13 protein-coding genes are annotated in these 17094 nt (G+C 61.9%); 8 read left to right on the forward strand and 5 right to left on the reverse strand.

Going from position 1 to position 17094, the window contains the following annotated elements:
• Window positions 1–170: 170 nt before the first annotated feature.
• The 4 genes from NKH73_RS12635 to hmuQ all read left to right on the forward strand — a co-directional run bounded on the left by NKH73_RS12635 (window position 171) and on the right by hmuQ (window position 4323).
• Entirely contained in the window at window positions 171–2411 is a 2241-nt protein-coding gene (locus NKH73_RS12635; protein WP_352931788.1) for a TonB-dependent hemoglobin/transferrin/lactoferrin family receptor, read from the forward strand.
• A gap of 5 nt (window positions 2412–2416) precedes the next feature.
• On the forward strand, window positions 2417–2860 hold the full coding sequence (locus NKH73_RS12640; RefSeq protein ID WP_352931790.1) for a hypothetical protein: 444 nt from the start codon (window positions 2417–2419) through the stop codon (window positions 2858–2860).
• A gap of 52 nt (window positions 2861–2912) precedes the next feature.
• On the forward strand, window positions 2913–3947 hold the full coding sequence (locus NKH73_RS12645) for a TonB family protein (protein ID WP_352931792.1): 1035 nt from the start codon (window positions 2913–2915) through the stop codon (window positions 3945–3947).
• 61 nt (window positions 3948–4008) lie between these two features.
• A complete protein-coding gene (hmuQ, locus tag NKH73_RS12650) occupies window positions 4009–4323 on the forward strand; it encodes a heme-degrading protein HmuQ (RefSeq protein WP_352931793.1) in 315 nt (104 codons plus the stop codon).
• Between the two features lie 376 nt (window positions 4324–4699).
• On the opposite strand, the gene putA is transcribed toward hmuQ, so the two are convergent.
• Window positions 4700–8311 carry a bifunctional proline dehydrogenase/L-glutamate gamma-semialdehyde dehydrogenase PutA gene (putA, locus tag NKH73_RS12655; protein ID WP_352931794.1) on the reverse strand — a complete coding sequence of 1204 codons (3612 nt, stop codon included), beginning with the start codon at window positions 8309–8311 and terminating at the stop codon, window positions 4700–4702.
• A gap of 162 nt (window positions 8312–8473) precedes the next feature.
• Between putA and NKH73_RS12660 the strand changes: the two genes are divergently transcribed.
• Both NKH73_RS12660 and NKH73_RS12665 read left to right on the forward strand, forming a co-directional pair.
• The gene (locus NKH73_RS12660; protein ID WP_352931795.1) at window positions 8474–8926 is read left to right on the forward strand and encodes an Lrp/AsnC family transcriptional regulator; all 453 of its coding nucleotides are present in this window, start codon (window positions 8474–8476) and stop codon (window positions 8924–8926) included.
• A 252-nt stretch (window positions 8927–9178) separates the two neighbouring features.
• Window positions 9179–9697: a hypothetical protein gene (locus NKH73_RS12665; RefSeq protein ID WP_352931796.1), complete on the forward strand. Its 519-nt coding sequence runs from the start codon at window positions 9179–9181 to the stop codon at window positions 9695–9697.
• Window positions 9698–9771: 74 nt separating this feature from the next.
• Here the strand turns inward: NKH73_RS12665 and NKH73_RS12670 are convergent, their stop codons facing one another.
• Window positions 9772–10962: a cytochrome-c peroxidase gene (locus NKH73_RS12670; protein ID WP_352931797.1), complete on the reverse strand. Its 1191-nt coding sequence runs from the start codon at window positions 10960–10962 to the stop codon at window positions 9772–9774.
• A gap of 14 nt (window positions 10963–10976) precedes the next feature.
• On the reverse strand, window positions 10977–11426 hold the full coding sequence (locus NKH73_RS12675) for a FixH family protein (protein WP_352932244.1): 450 nt from the start codon (window positions 11424–11426) through the stop codon (window positions 10977–10979).
• A 208-nt stretch (window positions 11427–11634) separates the two neighbouring features.
• Between NKH73_RS12675 and NKH73_RS12680 the strand changes: the two genes are divergently transcribed.
• Complete coding sequence (locus tag NKH73_RS12680; protein ID WP_352931798.1) at window positions 11635–12555, forward strand: sugar kinase; 921 nt, start codon at window positions 11635–11637, stop codon at window positions 12553–12555.
• A 61-nt stretch (window positions 12556–12616) separates the two neighbouring features.
• Here NKH73_RS12680 and NKH73_RS12685 read toward each other — a convergent pair whose 3' ends face one another.
• Window positions 12617–13651, reverse strand: a complete 1035-nt coding sequence (locus NKH73_RS12685; protein ID WP_352931799.1) for a class I SAM-dependent methyltransferase — start codon at window positions 13649–13651, stop codon at window positions 12617–12619.
• A gap of 299 nt (window positions 13652–13950) precedes the next feature.
• Between NKH73_RS12685 and NKH73_RS12690 the strand changes: the two genes are divergently transcribed.
• Entirely contained in the window at window positions 13951–15960 is a 2010-nt protein-coding gene (locus tag NKH73_RS12690; RefSeq protein ID WP_502893908.1) for a putative bifunctional diguanylate cyclase/phosphodiesterase, read from the forward strand.
• Window positions 15961–16155: 195 nt separating this feature from the next.
• Here NKH73_RS12690 and NKH73_RS12695 read toward each other — a convergent pair whose 3' ends face one another.
• Complete coding sequence (locus NKH73_RS12695) at window positions 16156–16944, reverse strand: DUF899 domain-containing protein (RefSeq protein ID WP_352931800.1); 789 nt, start codon at window positions 16942–16944, stop codon at window positions 16156–16158.
• Window positions 16945–17094: the final 150 nt, after the last annotated feature.

Genomic DNA, 17094 nt, shown 5'->3' on the forward strand with positions numbered 1-17094 from the left:
GCTCGAGGCTTGCGTGAAATGCCGATTCATTTCTTGACTTGAATAATCATGTTTATTAGTCAGTGCAATACCGGACTAGGTGAGTCAAGATTTAAGACGCCGGACACGATGAAAAATGCCAGCAAGCTCCAAGCCAGCCAGCATCGAACCAGGACTTTTGGAGTTGGGGCATGGGGTTGGCGAATTGGGGACGGCTGGGTCTGGCGAATAGCAGCCCAGGTCCGGTGTATCGAGGTCCGGTGTATCGGCCGGTGACAAAGGGAATAGCGGCATTGCTGGCGGGTGCTGCAGCGATTGCGCTGCTGACGCCGCCGGCCAGTGCTCAACAGGCCGCCCAGCCGGCCACAGACCAGCAGCAGGCCGAACAAGCGCAGGCGCCTGAAGAGGCCGGGCCGGCTCCCGCAGGCGCAACGCTGCTCGACCAGATCCTGGTCATCAGCCGCACCGGCGAGACGGCGATCGAATCCCTGTCTTCGACCAGTCATGTCGACCAGGAGCAGCTGGATCGGCGCATGGCAACGACGCCTAACGAAATGCTGTTCGGTGTGCCGGGTGTAACGGTCCAGGCGGACGCAAGGCGCGTCAGTTCTTCCATCAATATCCGTGGCCTGCAGGACTTCGGCCGCGTCGCTGTGATCGTCGACGGTGCGCGGCAGAACTTCCAGCGCTCAGATCACGGCACGCAATCGACCTTCTATATCGACCCGGAGCTCATCAAATCCGTCGACGTCACCCGCGGCCCGGTTGCCAACACTTACGGCTCGGGCGCCATTGGCGGCGTCGTCTTGTTCGAGACCAAGGACGCGGAGGACTTTCTTCGCGACGGCGAGACATGGGCCGCGACCACGACCGGGCGCTACGAGACCAACGGCGAAGGCTGGACCACCAGCGCCGCCGGCGCCTACCGTTTCAATGAAAACTGGGATGTCCTCGGCAACATCGTCTATCGCGACTACGACGACTACAAGGATGGCGGCGGCGATACCGTGAACGGCACCGGCTTCGACGTGTTGAGCGGCCTTCTCAAGACGACCATCCGCCCCACTGAAAACAGTGAGCTGAAACTGGGCTGGAATGGCACGAGCGACGGGTGGAACGAGGTCAGCGGCGGCACGCCGGTGAATGACGTCGACCTGAAAGCGAACACCTTCACCGGTCGCTACAACATCACCGACGAAGACAAGAGCTGGCTCGATCTCCACATCAACGCCTCCTACAACAAGACCAACCTGGACATGACGAGCCTTGTTCCGCAAAACCGGTTTGATCCGGTCACCGGTCTTCCCACCGTCCTGCCGGCGGGTTCGATGTCGACCTTCGATATCGGCACTTCGGGCATCGACATCTGGAACACCTCGCGGTTCGAGACCGCTGGGATTGCGCACGAGCTGACCTACGGTGGCGACTGGGTTGGCGATGACGTCGAGACGGGGGGCGCCGCAGGCGGCGACAGTTTCTATACCCCTTCGGGCAAGCGAAACGTTTCCGGCGCATACATCCAGGACAAACTCACCTGGGATTGGCTCGAGGTCATCGCCGGCCTGCGTTACGACAGCTACAAGCTCGAAAGCGATGTCGGCGAAACCTCCGGCGACCGGCTGTCGCCGCGCATCACGGTCGGCGTCTCGCCGTTTGAAACCGCCGGCCTTTCGGGACTGCAACTCTACGGCACCTATGCGGAGGGATATCGCTCCCCGTCGCTGTCGGAAACCCTCATCAGCGGCAATCATCCGGCTGGCGTCAGCTTTCCGTTTCTCCCCAATCCCAACCTGAAGCCTGAAATCGGCAAAACCGTCGAATTCGGTGTCAACTACAAGCAGGACGACATCCTCGAAGCCGGCGACGCGTTTCGTTTCAAGGCGGCCTATTTCAGCAACGACGTCGAAGACTACATCGACGGCGTCACCCTATCGGCTTTCGATCCGACCAGCGGCTGCCCGTTCGGCCCCGGCATCCCGATCTGCTTCCAGTACCAGAACTTCGCAGAAGCCAAGATCCGCGGCTTTGAAATGGAAGCTGTCTATGACGCCAGCTGGGGCTTCGCCGGGCTGTCGGCCTCGATTATCGATGGCCACACGATTTCCTACGATGGCGAGCGGGCAGACCTCGTCACCGTCCCTTCTTCCCAAGTCACCGCGCAACTCGGCTTGCGCTTTCTGGAGGATAAGCTGATCGTCGGCGGCGAGGTCCAGTACAATGGCAAGCCGAAGGGCAACGAAGTGGCCAGGGACTACACGCTGGTCAATGCCTTCGCCAGCTACCAGGCGACCGACAACTTCAAGGTCGATTTCCGCGCCGACAATCTGTTCGACGAGAAATACACCAACCCGTTGAATGCATCGGCCACGAGTGTAATTTACGAGCCCGGCGTCACGCTGAAGCTGGCGGCGACCATGCGATTTGGAGGCTGACGACAATGGCAAGCTTGACGGCATCGCTTCGCCTGCTGACCTCGGTGCTGGCAATGCCGCTTGTGATGGGTCCGGCGTGGGCGCAAGAGTCCGCGCCGGCCCCTGGTCTCACGCTTGAACTCAACGGTGCACAACCCTCCGACAAGGGCTGCCGTTTGACGTTCGTGGTCAACAACACTCTCGGCGCCGATCTCTCGAAAGCTGCATTCGAGATCGCGCTGTTCAACGAGGCCGGCGTCGTCGACCGGCTGACCGTGCTCGACTTCAAGGACCTGCCGGCGGGCAAGACCAAGGTGACGCGTTTCGATCTTGCCGGCGCGGACTGCGCCAAGGTCAGCCGCGTGCTAATCAACGGCGCGACCGAATGCGCCGGCACCGGCATCGAGCCGGACGCTTGCATGCGCAAATTGAAGACCGAGACCAAGACCGGCATCGCTTTCGGGGTCTGAAAAGACAGTGGGACTGGAGCCTGCCGTCGGACGGAACACCGTGGCATGGCCTTTGGCCGGTCTGTTGCCGCTGGGGGCAAATGATCTTGATTTGACAAGCGGGCCGCGGCAGTTTCCGTTCCGCGATATGCAGGAAATCAGTCCCTTCCCTAACGTTGGCGAGCCGGCCATAGCACCGACCGAACCGCTGGCACAGGCGACGCCATTTGCCCGGAACGGCAAATGGGCGCTGGCGATTGTAACTTCCTGCCTTCTCCACGCCGCGGTGGCGGCGGTTTTCCTGTTCTCGCCGGCCGGGACATTTGACTTCCAGGATGACACTCAGCCGGAAGGCAGCGATCAGTCGGGCGCCAACGTGGTCGGCAGCGCGCTAGATCGGGAACCGCCGGCAATGAAGGTCACCTTGGTGCCGAATCCGCAGCCGACCAAACCAGCGGCGGCAAAGGCCGAGAAGCCGGTGCCGCCAACAAAGCCTCCTCAGCCCACCAAGGAAGCGACGAAGCCGCCCCTTGAGCCTTCCCCGGAAGCTGTCAAACAGTTGGCGGCCATGCCGGACATATTGGCGTCGGGGGTCTCCGATGACCAGAGCGCGGCCCCGAAGACCCCAGTACAGCCGACTGTTCAGACAGAAAGCACCGAGGCGCCTGCGTTTGCCGGGCAGCCGCCGATCCCCAGCGCCAGACCAAGTCCCGCCGCGCGCCCTTCAAGAACAAGCGAAGCTGATGAGAAGCGCGGCACGGCAGATGGCCAGGACCGCACTGCTCAGGCGGCGAGTAAGGGCAAGAAACAAAATGAAGCAGGCATCGCAGTGGAATCCAGCTACCGCAGCGACGTCATAAGAAAGCTCAGCCGCGTCAATCGCGGCGTCCCGCCGTCGGTGCAAGCAACTGTCCGCAACAATGCAATTGTCACATTCGTCATTGGCAGTCGTGGCGGCATCAATGAGCTGCGCATCCTAGAGAGCTCTGGTTCGGAAGATTTCGATCAGGCCGTGCTCGGCATCGTGCGGAAGGCAGCTCCCTTCCCTCCCATCCCGACAAAGGTCGGCAACAATCTGGTGTTTACAGGCGCGATCGGTCCGTTTTGAGAGTCGTCGCCTCGTCGTTTCCATCTACCGTCACAATTCACCAATCCTGAAAGGACAGCCAATGTACATCGCCATGAACCGCTTCAGGGTCCAGAACGGGTCTGAGGACGCCTTCGAGGACGTCTGGAAGAACCGTGATTCCAGCCTGTCCGAAATGAAAGGTTTCAAGGAATTTCATCTGCTGCGCGGTCCGGTCAACGAGGCCGAAGGCTACACGCTGTTCGCCTCGCACACCGTGTGGGCGAGCCATGAGGATTTTGTCGCCTGGACCAAATCCGAGAATTTCCGCGCCGCGCACCGCAATACCGGCACCAGCAAGGTGCACTATCTCGGCCATCCGCAATTCGAGGGCTTTTCGGTCGTCGAGGGCGCGTAAGCACTCTCAGGCGACCTATGGTTTTTCGGGCCTTTGCCGAACGATCGCCGCAGCGCCCTGACGGGTGCCATCGGCGAAGCTGCCGATCTCCCCCCTTGTGGGGGAGATGCCCGGCAGGGCAGAGGGGGGCGCTGTCCCGCCGGCCTGCCGATCAAAGGCATGCCCGCTCCCGCCATGACTCTTTTGCAGAACCTGACGCTCACGACTCGATCAATTTGCAGCCGCAACGTTCGGCGCATGGTGGGCAGAAAAAGCAAAGCCGGCGATCCTTCACGCCCCCCTCTGTCCTGCCGGACATCTCCCCCACAAGTGGGGAGATCGGCTGTCACCGCAGCCTTCGCCAATCTCCTGCCCGCGATGAACGAGCCCGGCCGCCTTACGCCGCCGCCAGCAGGCTGGCATTGCCGCCCGCGGCCGTGGTGTCGACGCAGACAGCCCTTTCATGAGCATAAGCCGCCGGATTGAGCACTTCGCTGACCAGCGGCACGATCGGGCCGGCACGATCGGCGATGACTTTGCGCACGATGCGTGCGGCCTCGGGCGTGCCGGAGAAAGCGACGGCGTCGACACGCAGCGCGCGTGCCTCGACCGGGTCGGGACGCCCGTCGATGGCCGCCAGCGGCAGGCCCTTGCCGGTCAGTGACGACAGTGCAGCCGGCGCACCCGGCGCGACGGCCAGCACCGCATTGCCGGCCGCCAGCGCCTGGATCGTCTGGGCAAGCAGCGTGTCGGCGTCCGGTCCCAGGCACAGCACACAGCCGCGCGGCGACAGCGACAGCGTGTTGGCCTCGCCGGTCGGTCCGGGCAGATCGACCTGGCCGAAATCGATGCTGGCGGCGGCGCCGATGGCCGCAGCACCCTTGCCGCGCAGATGCTTCCTGAGCACGGCAACGCGGTCCGCCCGCGACGACCAACCGCCAAGCGCTGGGTCTGGCAGATTGTCGGCAAGCTCTGTCGCCGTCACCTTGCGGCCGTCAAGAACAGGCGTGCCCGCCTGCGGCCCCTTGCGGAAGCGCCTGAGATAATGCGGCCCGCCGGCCTTCGGGCCGGTGCCGGAAAGCCCTTCCCCGCCGAACGGCTGCGAACCGACCACGGCGCCGATCTGGTTGCGGTTGACATAGATATTGCCGGCATGGATGCCGTCGACGAAGTGCTGGGCGCGGCCTTCGATGCGGGTGTGCAGCCCGAAGGTCAGCCCAAAACCTTTGCGGTTGATCGCGGCGATCACCGCATCGATCTCGTCGGCGTCGAAGCTGGCGACATGCAGCACCGGCCCGAACACCTCGCTCTCCATCTCCTCGATGCCCTTGACCCGGAAGACATGCGGCGCCACGAAGCGGCCATCATTCGGCGCTTCGAGCTTGGCGATCAGCCGGCCCTGCAAACCCATTTTGGTGCAATAGTCGCGGATCGATTTTTGCGCCTCGTCGTCGATGACCGGGCCGACATCGTTGGAGATCTGCCAAGGATCGCCGACGCTGAGCGCCTCCATCGCGCCCTTCAGCATCTCCAGCATCTTCTTCTCGACGTCCTTCTGCACATAGAGCACGCGCAGCGCCGAGCAGCGCTGGCCGGCACTCTGGAAGGCCGAGGCAAGGATGTCGCGCACCGCTTGTTCGGGAAGTGCGGTGGAATCGACGATCATCGCGTTCAACCCGCCGGTCTCGGCGATCAGCATCGCGTCGGGCGCGGCGGTCTCGGCCAGTTGCTTTTCGATCAGCTTGGCGACCTCGGTCGAGCCGGTGAAGCAGACGCCGGCAATGCGCGGATCCGATGTCAGCGGGCCGCCGACCGAGGGGCCGTCGCCGGGCAGAAGTTGGATGACATCTTCCGGCACGCCGGCCTCGCGCAGCAATTCGACGGCGCGGAAGGCGATCAGCGGCGTCTGTTCTGCCGGCTTGGCGATCACCGAATTGCCGGTGACGAGTGCTGCCGCGATCTGGCCGGTGAAGATGGCGAGCGGAAAATTCCACGGCGAGATGCAGGCGATCGCGCCGCGCGCTTCCGTGCCTGGTTCGGCATTGGCCGCTTCGGCGGCGTAATAGCGCAGGAAATCGACCGCTTCGCGCACTTCGGCGACGCCGTCGGCCAGCGATTTGCCGGCCTCGCGGCTGGCGAGCGCAAAGAATTCGACGGCGTTGGCCTCATAGAGATCGGCGGCGCGGTTGAGGATGGCGGCGCGCTCTGCGACGGCACGTCTTGCCCATGCCGGTTGCGCCTCCACCGCGATGCGCACGGCGGTCGCGACCTGCTTGGCGGTGGCCTCGCTGACCGTGCCGACCACCTCGTCGGGCTTTGCCGGATTGACCACCGGACGCTGCTTGCCATAGCCGGCGGCCCGCGTGATCGGCTTGGCGTGCCAGCGGTCCGGGCCGGCAAACTCGGTCTTCGCCTTGTCGATGGCGGCGAGCGTCACCGGATCGGTGATGTCGAACCCCTTAGAATTGCGGCGGGCAGCACCGAAGATCGCCGACGGTCGGGTGATCGCCGGATTGGCGGCGGGACCCTGTTTCTCGACGGTCTCAAGCGGGTCGCGAGCAATATCCTCCGGCTCGACCTCCTCATCGGTAAGCTGGTGGACGAAGGAGGAGTTGGCGCCGTTTTCGAGCAGCCGGCGGACCAGATAGGCAAGCAGGTCGGAATGGGCGCCGACCGGCGCATAGATGCGGCAGCGCGTGCCCTCGGCCCGGCGCACCGTCTCATGCAGCGCCTCGCCCATGCCATGCAGGCGCTGGAACTCGAAGGAATCACGGTTCGTCGCCATCGACAGGATGGCGGCGACGGTGTGGGCGTTGTGGGTGGCGAATTGCGGATAGATGCGGTCGGTCATCGACAAAAGCTTCTTCGCGCAGGCCAGGTAGGAGACGTCGGTGTTGGCCTTGCGGGTGAAGACCGGATAGCCGTCGAGCCCGAGCATCTGCGCCCGTTTGATCTCGGTGTCCCAATAGGCGCCCTTGACCAGGCGCACCATGATGGTGCGGTCGTATTTCTTCGCCAGCGCATAGAGCCAGTCGATGGTGAAGGCGGCGCGCGGCCCATAGGCCTGGACGACGACGCCAAAACCGTTCCAGCCGGCAAGCTCCGGCTCGGCCAGAACCCGTTCGATGACGTCGAGCGACAGGTCGAGGCGGTCGGCCTCCTCGGCATCGATGTTGAGGCCCATGCGCGAATGGCGCGCCGCCAGCGCCAGTGACAACAGCCGCTCGGCCATGACGGGCAGCATCTTTTCCTTTTGCGTCACTTCATAGCGCGGATGCAGCGCCGAAAGTTTGACCGAGATGCCGTGGTTCTGGCGGATATCAGGGCCGTTGGCGCCGGCATCGAGCGACGAGATGGCGTCGGCATAGGCCTTGTGATAGCGCAAGGCGTCGGCCTCGGTGCGGGCCGCCTCGCCCAGCATATCGAAGGAATAGAGATAGCCTTTCTGGGTCATCGGCCGGCCGCGCTTGACGGCCTCGGCAATCGTGCGGCCGAGCACGAACTGCTCGCCCATTTCGCGCATGGCGGCAGCGACCGCCTTGCGGATGACCGGCTCGCCCAGCCGGCGCACCATGGCGCGCAATGTGCCTTCGATACCGCCCTCGCCTTCGTCAAGCACCCGGCCGGTCAGCATCAGCGCCCATGTCGACGCATTGATGAAGATCGAGCTCGAGTCGCCCGAATGCGCCGACCAGTCATGCGGCGCGATCTTGTCGGCGATGAGATCGTCCATCGTCTCGGTGTCGGGCACCCGCAGCAGCGCCTCGGCGAGGCACATCAGCGCCACGCCCTCCTTGGTCGAAAGGCCGTAGGCGGAGAGAAAAACTTCCATCAGCCTTGGATCGGTCGAGCCGCGTACCGCTCGCACCAGATCGGCGGCGCGGGCCGAGATCGCGTTGCGGTCCTTTGTCGACAGCCCCGTCGCCTCGGCCAGCCGTTTCACCGCCTCGTCTTCGTCGGGCAGATAATTGGCACGGATCTGCTGGCGGATGGGCTCGAGCGCTGGCATGGCGGTCCTATGAAGCGAGCATCAGGGAGCGGGCCGGCGATCACCGGACCGAATGGCGCAAGCTAGCACAAAGCCAAATTTCAGTCGTTCCAAAGAAATCGACAGGACAGGTCAATTGACCTATCATATGGCCTGATTTCCCTCAATTGAACCATGAAATCGATGACCGAAGACCAATTGGACCGCATCGACAGGAACATCCTCTCGGCATTGGCCCGCGATGGCCGGCTTTCCATGTCGGAACTCGCTGCAAAGGTCGGCCTGTCGAAGACGCCGGTGCAGGCGCGGGTCAAGCGGCTGGAGAAGGACGGCTTTATCAGGGGCTACCAGGCGATCATCGATCGCGAACGGATGGGCGAAGGCCATGTCGCCTTCGTCCAGGTGAAACTGTCGGACACCCGCTCATCCGCGCTCGACGCCTTCAACCGCGCCGTGCAGGCGGTGCCGGAGATAGAGCAGTGCCACATGATGGCGTCGAGTTTCGACTATCTGCTGAAGGTCCGCACCACCGACATCGCCGCCTATCGCCGCGTGCTCGGCGAGCGCATCTCCGCCCTGCCCCACGTCGCCCAGACCTCGACCTTCGTGGCTATGGAGACGGTGAAGGATCGGTAGTAGAGCAACGCGACTTCGCGACGGAGTGGCGGAGCTAACCGAAGCGGATCCTGCCCGGAACGGGTCTTCGGCTTACGCGTTGCAACATGGAGGTGACGGCGGCGTGCATCATGACGCGCTGTTGGGTCCCATCCAATTGTTGCCACGATCGGACATGCGAAGCGCGCCGCAGTCATCGAAGAAACGCCCATACATTCGTCATGTCCGCGGCGATGGGAGTGCTGGCACGACGTCGATCCAAAGGAAAAGTAGATGAGTGCGTTCTCTCTTTCATCGGACGGGAAACTTGCGATAAAGGCGAGCGAGACGTCGCCCAAAAATGATTTCGACTATTTGGTGGGCAACTGGAACATCAGAAATCGTACGTTGAAGGAACCGCTGGCCGGCAGCGACGAGTGGGAGGAATTCGACGCGACCCAGGAGTTCCGCCAAATCCTAGTGGGTTTGGGCAACTTCGATATTTTTCATACGGAGTTGGGAGGAAAACCGTTCGAGGGCCTCACCGTGCGATTGTTCGATCCAAAGACGCGTCTCTGGACGATCTACTGGGCCGACAGCAACGCGGGCAAACTCGACGACGGAAAGGTGGGCTCGTTCAATGGCGACGAAGGCGAATTCTTCGGCCGTGAGGTTGTGGCCGGCAAGGACGTTATCGTGAAATTCCACTGGAATAAGCGCAGCCCGAAAACCCCGATTTACAGCCGGGCGTTCTCCGCTGATGCAGGCAGAACGTGGGAATGGAACTGGTACTCGAACTTCTCACGACGGTGACTGACTGAGTTGGCCCAAACAAATGCCGCTCCTTCGCGTCCAGCCAAGGGGAATCCCGAGCCGGACTTCTTGTGTCAGGTGGGTACGAGCGTCTTCAAAAACGCCACCAGCGCCGCGCGCTCGCGGTCCGAAAGCTGCAGCGGGTGGACCTCGGACACACCCTCGACACTCGCCGGCGCCTTCGAATAATGCGCCACCACCTCGTCAAGCGAGGAAAACTGGCCGGCATGCATGTAAGGCGGGCGGGTGGCGGCGCCGCGCAGCGACGGCGTCTTATAGGCGCGGATGAGTTCCGGCCCGGCCTTGACCATGAAGCGCAACTCGCCGCAGGCGCTGGCATCGCCATCGCGAAAGGCGCCGAAACAGTTGAACGGGTCGGCCTCGACCTGCGCCACTGCGTCTGTGCGGCCGCGATCCGGCGGCAAATTCGCAACCGGCGGCACGCCGGTGTTGTGAAAACTGCCGTCGGTGAAGCGCGGACCGGTGTGGCACGTCACGCAATTGGCCTTGCCGATGAACAGTTTCAGCCCGAGGATTTCCTCGGGCGAAAAGGCATCGGCGCCTTGCGGCTGTATACCGGTAGCCAAGACAGCGGCGAACCGGTCGAAGCGCGTCTGCGGCGGCGCGATCGACCGCTCGAAGGCGGCGATCGCCTTGCCGATGTTGGCGAAGACGCGGTTGACACCCTCGGCCTGCGCTTCGGTCATCGTGCCCCACGCCGCTTTTTCGGCATTGTTGCCAAGCGGGCTGGCATTGGCCGGCACAGTCGAAAGGTCGGGCAGCGGCCCGAAGATGCGCTCATAGCGCTCGCCGAAACGCGCCTTGATGTAATGCGCGTAGGCGGCGCGATTGCCCGCCTGCTCCAGCGGATTCTCCAGCGGCGCCAGCGCCTGCGCCCAAAGGCTGTCGCGCCGCCCGTCCCAGAAGAACCATGGATCATGCGCCACGCCGGCCAGCGGCATTGTGCGCCGGTTGGTGCGGCCGACGCCGACCGCTTGCGGCAGGTCGTCCTGGAACTGCCGGTCGATCTTATGGCAAGTCGAGCAGGAAACCTTACCGTCGCCGCTCATTCCGACGTCGAAAAACAGCGTCGAACCAAGCGCGGCGGCAGCCGGCACATCGGCGAAGCGGTTGGTGGTGTCGGTTTTCAGCGGCGGCAGCGCCGACAGCGCCAGCGAGGCGATGGTCTTCTTTTCGGCATCGGAAAACTCTGGCTTGCCGCAGCCGGCAATCACGGCCGTCGCCAGCAACGCGAAAAGGCGCAAGGGGCGGCTCCAGTTCACAGCAGCACATTGAAGACGACCGTGTCGGATCCGGCCGCCGCGGAAATGGCGAAATGCAATTGCCACAATCCGCTCATCGTGAATTTCACCCCGTCGATACGATAGCTCCCGTCGCCCAGATAGTCGGTCGCCTGCGGGCTGGTCGGCAGACCATGCCTGTGCTGCGGCATGCCACCGGAAATCGTGATCGCGGCGCCCTCCACCGGGGTTCCCGCACCTGTCTTGAGGGTCAGCAGCCAGGATTGCAGCTCGCCTTGCCTGATAACACCGCGCTCTGGTTCGAAACTGGCCACGAATAACCCGTGTGCCGTCTTCTTCGAACGGGCAATCTCGGAGACCGCACGTTGCGGCGCTTGCGGCGCGGTCAAGTAGACGGCGGCAAGAATGCCAGCCAGCAAGGCAGCCAGACCAAGACCTGCCAGAACATAACGCCATAACGATGCCAAACCGGTTCCTCTTCCAGAGATAACGTCTCGCTGGGCAGATCGCGTCCCGCCGCGCCGTTGAGAAAACGAACCTGGCGCAAAATCTGCTGCCGCCAAGCATGGCGCTGCCGGCCGCAAAAAGCTACAGCACCGCGTCTTTGGTTTTGTGCATGTCGTTATCCCAAAACCGCCGCGTACTTTTGGGCGACATGCACTAGGAGGAAGATTCATGACAGGAAACGGCGTCGCCTCGATCGGTGAATGCATGCTCGAACTTTCAGGCCAGACGGGGCCGAACTGGCGCATGGGCTTTGCCGGCGACACGTTCAACACGCTGTGGGCGTTGCATGCGCTGAGCGGCGATCGGCCGGCGACGTATGTGTCGGCCTTCGGCGACGACCCGTTCTCGCGCGACCAGATCGGTTTCTTCGCGCAAAACGGCATCGGCATCGGTGCCAGCCCGGTCATATCGGGCGCCCGGCCCGGCCTTTATGCGATCACGCTGACCGGCGCCGAACGCTCCTTCACCTACTGGCGCGGCGATGCCGCCGCAAGGCGGCTTGCCTCCGACGCAGCCGCCTTGGCGAAAAGCCTTGAAAATCAAGCGCTTGTTTACTTTTCCGGAATCACTTTGGCAATTCTGGATGCCGCCGCGCGCAAGACGCTGCTGGCGGCCGTGGCCAAGGCGCGCGCCGCCGGCTCGCTTGTCGCCTTCGATCCCAACTATCGCCCGCGGCTGTGGCCCAACCGCGAGGAAGCGCAGGCCGCGATCCTCGATGCACTCGCGGTCACCGACATCGCGCTGCCGACCTTCCCCGACGAGCAGATGCTGTTCGGCGACGCAGCGCCGCAGGCAACCGCGCAACGGCTGGGAAAGTTGGTCGGCGAAGTCGTCGTCAAGAACGGCGAGGAGCCGGCGCTGATCGCCGCCAACGAAACGCTACGGCCCGTTCCGGCAGTGGATGTCGCCGCGCCCGTCGATACGACCGGTGCCGGCGATTCCTTCAATGGCGCCTATCTCGCAGCCCGGCTTGCCGGCCATGTCCCGACCGAGGCCGTGCTGCGCGCGCATCGCGTCGCAGCAAGCGTCGTGCAGGTGCGCGGCGCGCTGGCGCCGTTCGAGACGTTAATGGCAGCGTTCGAAGATTAAGACAAAATACAATCAGGATGGCTGCCGCCAATGGACGGCACCTTGCAGCCCAAGGCAGCGGTTATCCGCGCTTTTCGATGACGCCATAAAGCACGTTGCGATTCTCGCCAAAGAACACCTGCGCCTCGACGGTGTTGCGGTCGACGCTGGCATTGATGATGTTCCACATATCGGCTTCCGACCGCAGCAGCAGTACCCAGTTCATAAACGTCTCCCGGTAGCCGGCGTCGGGATTGCCCTCTGCATAATTTGCGAACAGGAATGTCCCGTTCGGCTTCAACATCTGCAGGCAGGTTTTCGTGAGCTTCACGGCGACGTTGTGCGCAAGGTAGTCGTAGAGGCCCGAGGCGTAGATGAAGTCGAATTTGCCAAGCTTGTGGCCTCTCGTAAGCACGGTCCGTACCGAGCCGTCGATGGCCTCGACCGCGGTGCCCCGGAAGTCTCGCGTGATCAATCCAACGCTCTGAGGATCCTGATCGAGCGCAACCCAGCGCTTGAGACGGCCCTCTCGTAATGCGACTGAGCGATTGGCCTCCCTTAAATGGCCCGCCGCAATCGCAAGGACCTCGGTCTGCGGTCCATTCTTGGCCGCAATCTCATCGACATACCAGGTCAAAAGATCGCGCCGTTCCCGTGCCGCGATGCACGACGGTACATCCTTGGTGTGGCTGTAGAGTGCCTTGCCGATCTCCGAGGCGCTGGCCACGCTCTCGGCCACGTGCGGATCACAATAGATGTAGTCGAGCAACTGCGCGTCGCCAGAATAACCTCTGGGCTTGTCATGGGACCACCGCGTGAGCGGATCCTCGAGAAAGTACTCCAAGATCGGGTGGTTCTGCACGACCGGTATCAATGCTTGCCAAACGTCCGGATGAACCTTGGAACGCGTTGCGTCGAGGTACGACATCAGACGACGAATGACCTCCGCGGGATCTTTTCGTTGTTCGACTTGCTGGTGTGTCGAGTGGAGTACGAGCGCAAGCTCCGCTCGGACGGTTTCGAACGCTTCGCGATGGGGCTCGAGCTTTCCTCGAGGGAGACTGGCGGCGATCATCTCGGCAGTGATCAGACTTTTGCCATCGAGGATGGTTGCCACCGCAGACTCCATAATTACAATTAGCTAGATATTAGCTAGATATTGCGTAAAATTTTACCTTTGCCAAGACACACACCCTCGGCATTTTAACGGTGTCGTTAATTCTTCGCCAACCATCCCAGTTCTTTGGACGCCTTGCGGGTCGAATTCCCGATACGAGTTAACGAAAGCCTATTTGCGCGACTGCATATTGTGTGCGAGGCGCCGCAATCGCTGTCGCGCCTGAGGAGTCGGCCGGCGTGGGGGCAGAAGCCAGAAATGAGTTTGGAATACCAAGCCCCGTTCAAACGGGATTTGTCGTGACGAACGAACGCGCGTCACCTGCATTGGCGGATATTGCCGATGCGGAACCGTTCGAGCTGCACTACGAACCGCGGTCCGACGAGCTTCGCAACCTCTACCGAAAGGAAGGCCAGGCGAAGCGAAGAATGGACGCCAGGCCGGGGCTTTGGATCGCCGTTGCCATCTATCTGATGTTTTCGGCAACGGATCTGCTGCTGATTCCGGATGTGGCGATCTATACGATCACGGCACGCTTCGCGGTCGGAATGACTGCGCTCCTGATCTTGGAGGCGCAACTTCGCCGGGGAGTCGCAACGGAATGGATCGACGTGACTTGCGCCGGAGCCATCATCTTTGGCTATGTTGGCTGGCTTTGCCCAGCGGTTATGGGCGCGGACAAGGAAAGTGTCTCATACTACATGGTATTCGGCACCATCTTCATGATGAGTGCTAATCTATTTTTCACATTTAAATTCAGTGTTTCTATTCTAACTTCAGCGATAATACTGGTAATTTTATATATCGTAAATTATCTTGTGCCGTCCACACTGACGTACAAAATGGTATTTGGAACCTTCTACATATCATGCTTCACCTTTACATCTTACGTAAACTGGAAGCTAAACGAGGAGCGCTACAACGTCTTCCTGAATGCCCTCGAAGCCAAAATCCAGCACAAGGAAGCCACCGAACGCGGACAGGCGCTGTTGAGTCTGTCGAGAACCGATCCGCTTACGGGCCTGGAGAATCGGCGGGCGATCGACGAGAAGCTGCGGGACTATTGGAGCGACTGGCAAAAATTTGGCAGCAGTTTTGTTGCGATCCTCATCGATGTGGACTTTTTCAAAAGGTTCAACGACTTTTATGGGCATCAAGAGGGCGACCGCTGCCTGGTGCTTGTCGCCAATGCCCTTGCCGATATGGTCAAGCAGCACAATGGCTCGATCGGCCGATACGGCGGTGAGGAATTCATTGTCCTGGCCCGCATGGAAAAAAGAGAACAGGTCGCAGATATTACGGAGGCCATTCGAAGCACGGTGCAGAACCTGGCGCTTCCCCACGAGCACCGGAGAGATGGAACCTCGGTGGTGACGGTGAGCGTTGGGGCTGCGTTCACCAGGGCGCAGACTGGCGCCAAACTGGAGAAGATCATCTACGAGGCCGATCGCGCGCTCTATCTGGCAAAAGCGGGCGGTCGCAATTGTACTTGGCTGTTCGATCCCAACGATCCGCAGAGCAGCGATGAGAGCGAGAACGTTGCGGCTTTGCTGAAGATCGCGATTGGCCAGGATCTCGTTTCACTCGTCTATCAACCAATCCAGAATGTTGCGTCGGGCCGAGTTGAAGCTGTCGAGGCACTGATGCGCCTCAAAATGCTGGACGGGACATCGGTTCCTCCCGGCCTGTTCATTCCTGTCGCGGAACGAACTGGCGCGGTCCTGGAACTCGGGCGCTGGGCCATAAAGACAGTGTGCGCTGAACTCCTGGTGGACGATCACATCCGTGTCGTGAGTGTCAACGTCTCTCCAATTCAGCTCAAGACGCCTGGCTTCGCAACGTCTGTTGCAGGCATTTTGAGCGAGACTGGCGTAGCCGGCAGCAGGCTTGCCTTCGAAATCACCGAAGGGCTGGAGATGGAGATGCACTCCGACATTCTTCGCTGCATCAGCGACCTGAAGCTGCTTGGGATCAGGATATGGCTTGACGATTTCGGCACCGGCTTCGCGGGGCTCTCATGGCTTCGTCTTATCGACTTCGATACCGTGAAGATTGACCGCTCGTTTCTTCATGACTGCGGCACCCCAAGGGGCAAGGCGATGCTGCAAGACATCATCGCGCTGGTCCGAAACCGCGGCCATAAAATCTTGGTCGAAGGGGTGGAAACAGACAAGCAGATGGGCCTTGTCCGCGAATTCGACATAGATGAAATCCAGGGCTTTTATGTCGGCCGTCCGGCTCCCGCCGCGAGATTCCGGGCGAGACCGGTTACCCACAAGCGCCCATTTTTGGTCGTCAAATCCGCATGAGTAGCGGCGGAGCGCCCTGAGCAACTGCAAGCCGTCGCCGCAGAAGCGTGATGAAAGCGCGCGGAAGATCCGTCCGGTGTTCGCAAGACCGGGGACCGTAAAACTCACTACCGAACGCGATCAGGAGCGGGCGGCGGATCGATGGCCCTCAGACCAAACCGTCGCCGTCCGCCCGATTCACCGGACAGGCCTTACTCACGCCTTCGTGCTGGCCTTCCGGAACGCCGCCTCTCCGGCATCCGATATCTCGACCCATTTTTTGTCGGGAGTTGCGTCGGCGGCGTAGCTGTCGTGCCAGTTCCACCACTTGTAGGCCGGGGTCTGAGGATAGCCTTCGGGCGAGTCCTCCCAGGCCTCCTGCCGGCCCAGCGGCGTGATGTCGAGGTAGTTCCAAGTGCCGCCCATCTGCTCGTCGCCGCGGTTGTTGATAAGATAGGTGCGGAACACGCGGTCGCCATCACGGATGAACACATTGGTGCCGTGCCACTCGTCCACGCCGAAGTCGGCGTCGAAGCTGTCTGTCAGGGTGAACCACGGCATCTCCCACCCCATCCGCGCCTTCAGCCGCGCGATATCGGCCTGAGGCGCACGCGAGACCAAGACGAGAGTCGTGTCGCGGGCGTTCAGATGAGCGACATGGGCGACCTGGTCGGCCACCATGGAGCAGCCGCGGCAGGCATGGTCGGGCCAGCCGAACACGCCCGGCTCGAAGAAGGCGCGGTAGACGATCAGCTGACGCCGACCGTCGAACAGGTCGAGCAGGCTGGCCTTTCCGTCAGGCCCCTCGAACGCATATGTTTTCTCCACCGCCATCCATGGCATCCGCCGGCGCTCGGCGGCCAGCGCGTCACGGGCGCGGGTCTGGGCCTTTTCCTTCACGAGCAGTTGCTCGCGGGCCGCCTCCCACGCCTGCGGCGACACGACCGGTGGTGTATGCATGGCGGGCTGTCCGCTTGTCCGTCCGTTCTTGGCTGATGCAGTCATGACTTCGATACCTCCTGATTTGGCGAATTCCGGCGCCCGTGACTGAAGCGCCGTTTCATTCGCTGCCCATCGCGCGTTGTGGTGTGGAGATAGTTTGGCACCGGAAAGCGGAGGGTGGGAGTAACAAGTGTGGCGGCATTCCGATGTAAT

The organism is Mesorhizobium sp. M0938 (assembly GCF_040319125.1).
GTDB classification, from domain to species: domain Bacteria; phylum Pseudomonadota; class Alphaproteobacteria; order Rhizobiales; family Rhizobiaceae; genus Mesorhizobium; species Mesorhizobium robiniae.

What these genes read in the sequence shown, in the direction of transcription:
- NKH73_RS12635 (WP_352931788.1), top strand. Translation starts at nt 171, where the DNA reads ATGGGGTTGGCGAATTGGGGACGGCTGGGTCTGGCGAATAGCAGCCCA.
- NKH73_RS12640 (WP_352931790.1), top strand. Translation starts at nt 2,417, where the DNA reads ATGGCAAGCTTGACGGCATCGCTTCGCCTGCTGACCTCGGTGCTGGCA.
- hmuQ (WP_352931793.1), top strand. Translation starts at nt 4,009, where the DNA reads ATGTACATCGCCATGAACCGCTTCAGGGTCCAGAACGGGTCTGAGGAC.
- putA (WP_352931794.1), bottom strand. Translation starts at nt 8,311, where the DNA reads ATGCCAGCGCTCGAGCCCATCCGCCAGCAGATCCGTGCCAATTATCTG.
- NKH73_RS12660 (WP_352931795.1), top strand. Translation starts at nt 8,474, where the DNA reads ATGACCGAAGACCAATTGGACCGCATCGACAGGAACATCCTCTCGGCA.
- NKH73_RS12665 (WP_352931796.1), top strand. Translation starts at nt 9,179, where the DNA reads ATGAGTGCGTTCTCTCTTTCATCGGACGGGAAACTTGCGATAAAGGCG.
- NKH73_RS12680 (WP_352931798.1), top strand. Translation starts at nt 11,635, where the DNA reads ATGACAGGAAACGGCGTCGCCTCGATCGGTGAATGCATGCTCGAACTT.
- NKH73_RS12695 (WP_352931800.1), bottom strand. Translation starts at nt 16,944, where the DNA reads ATGACTGCATCAGCCAAGAACGGACGGACAAGCGGACAGCCCGCCATG.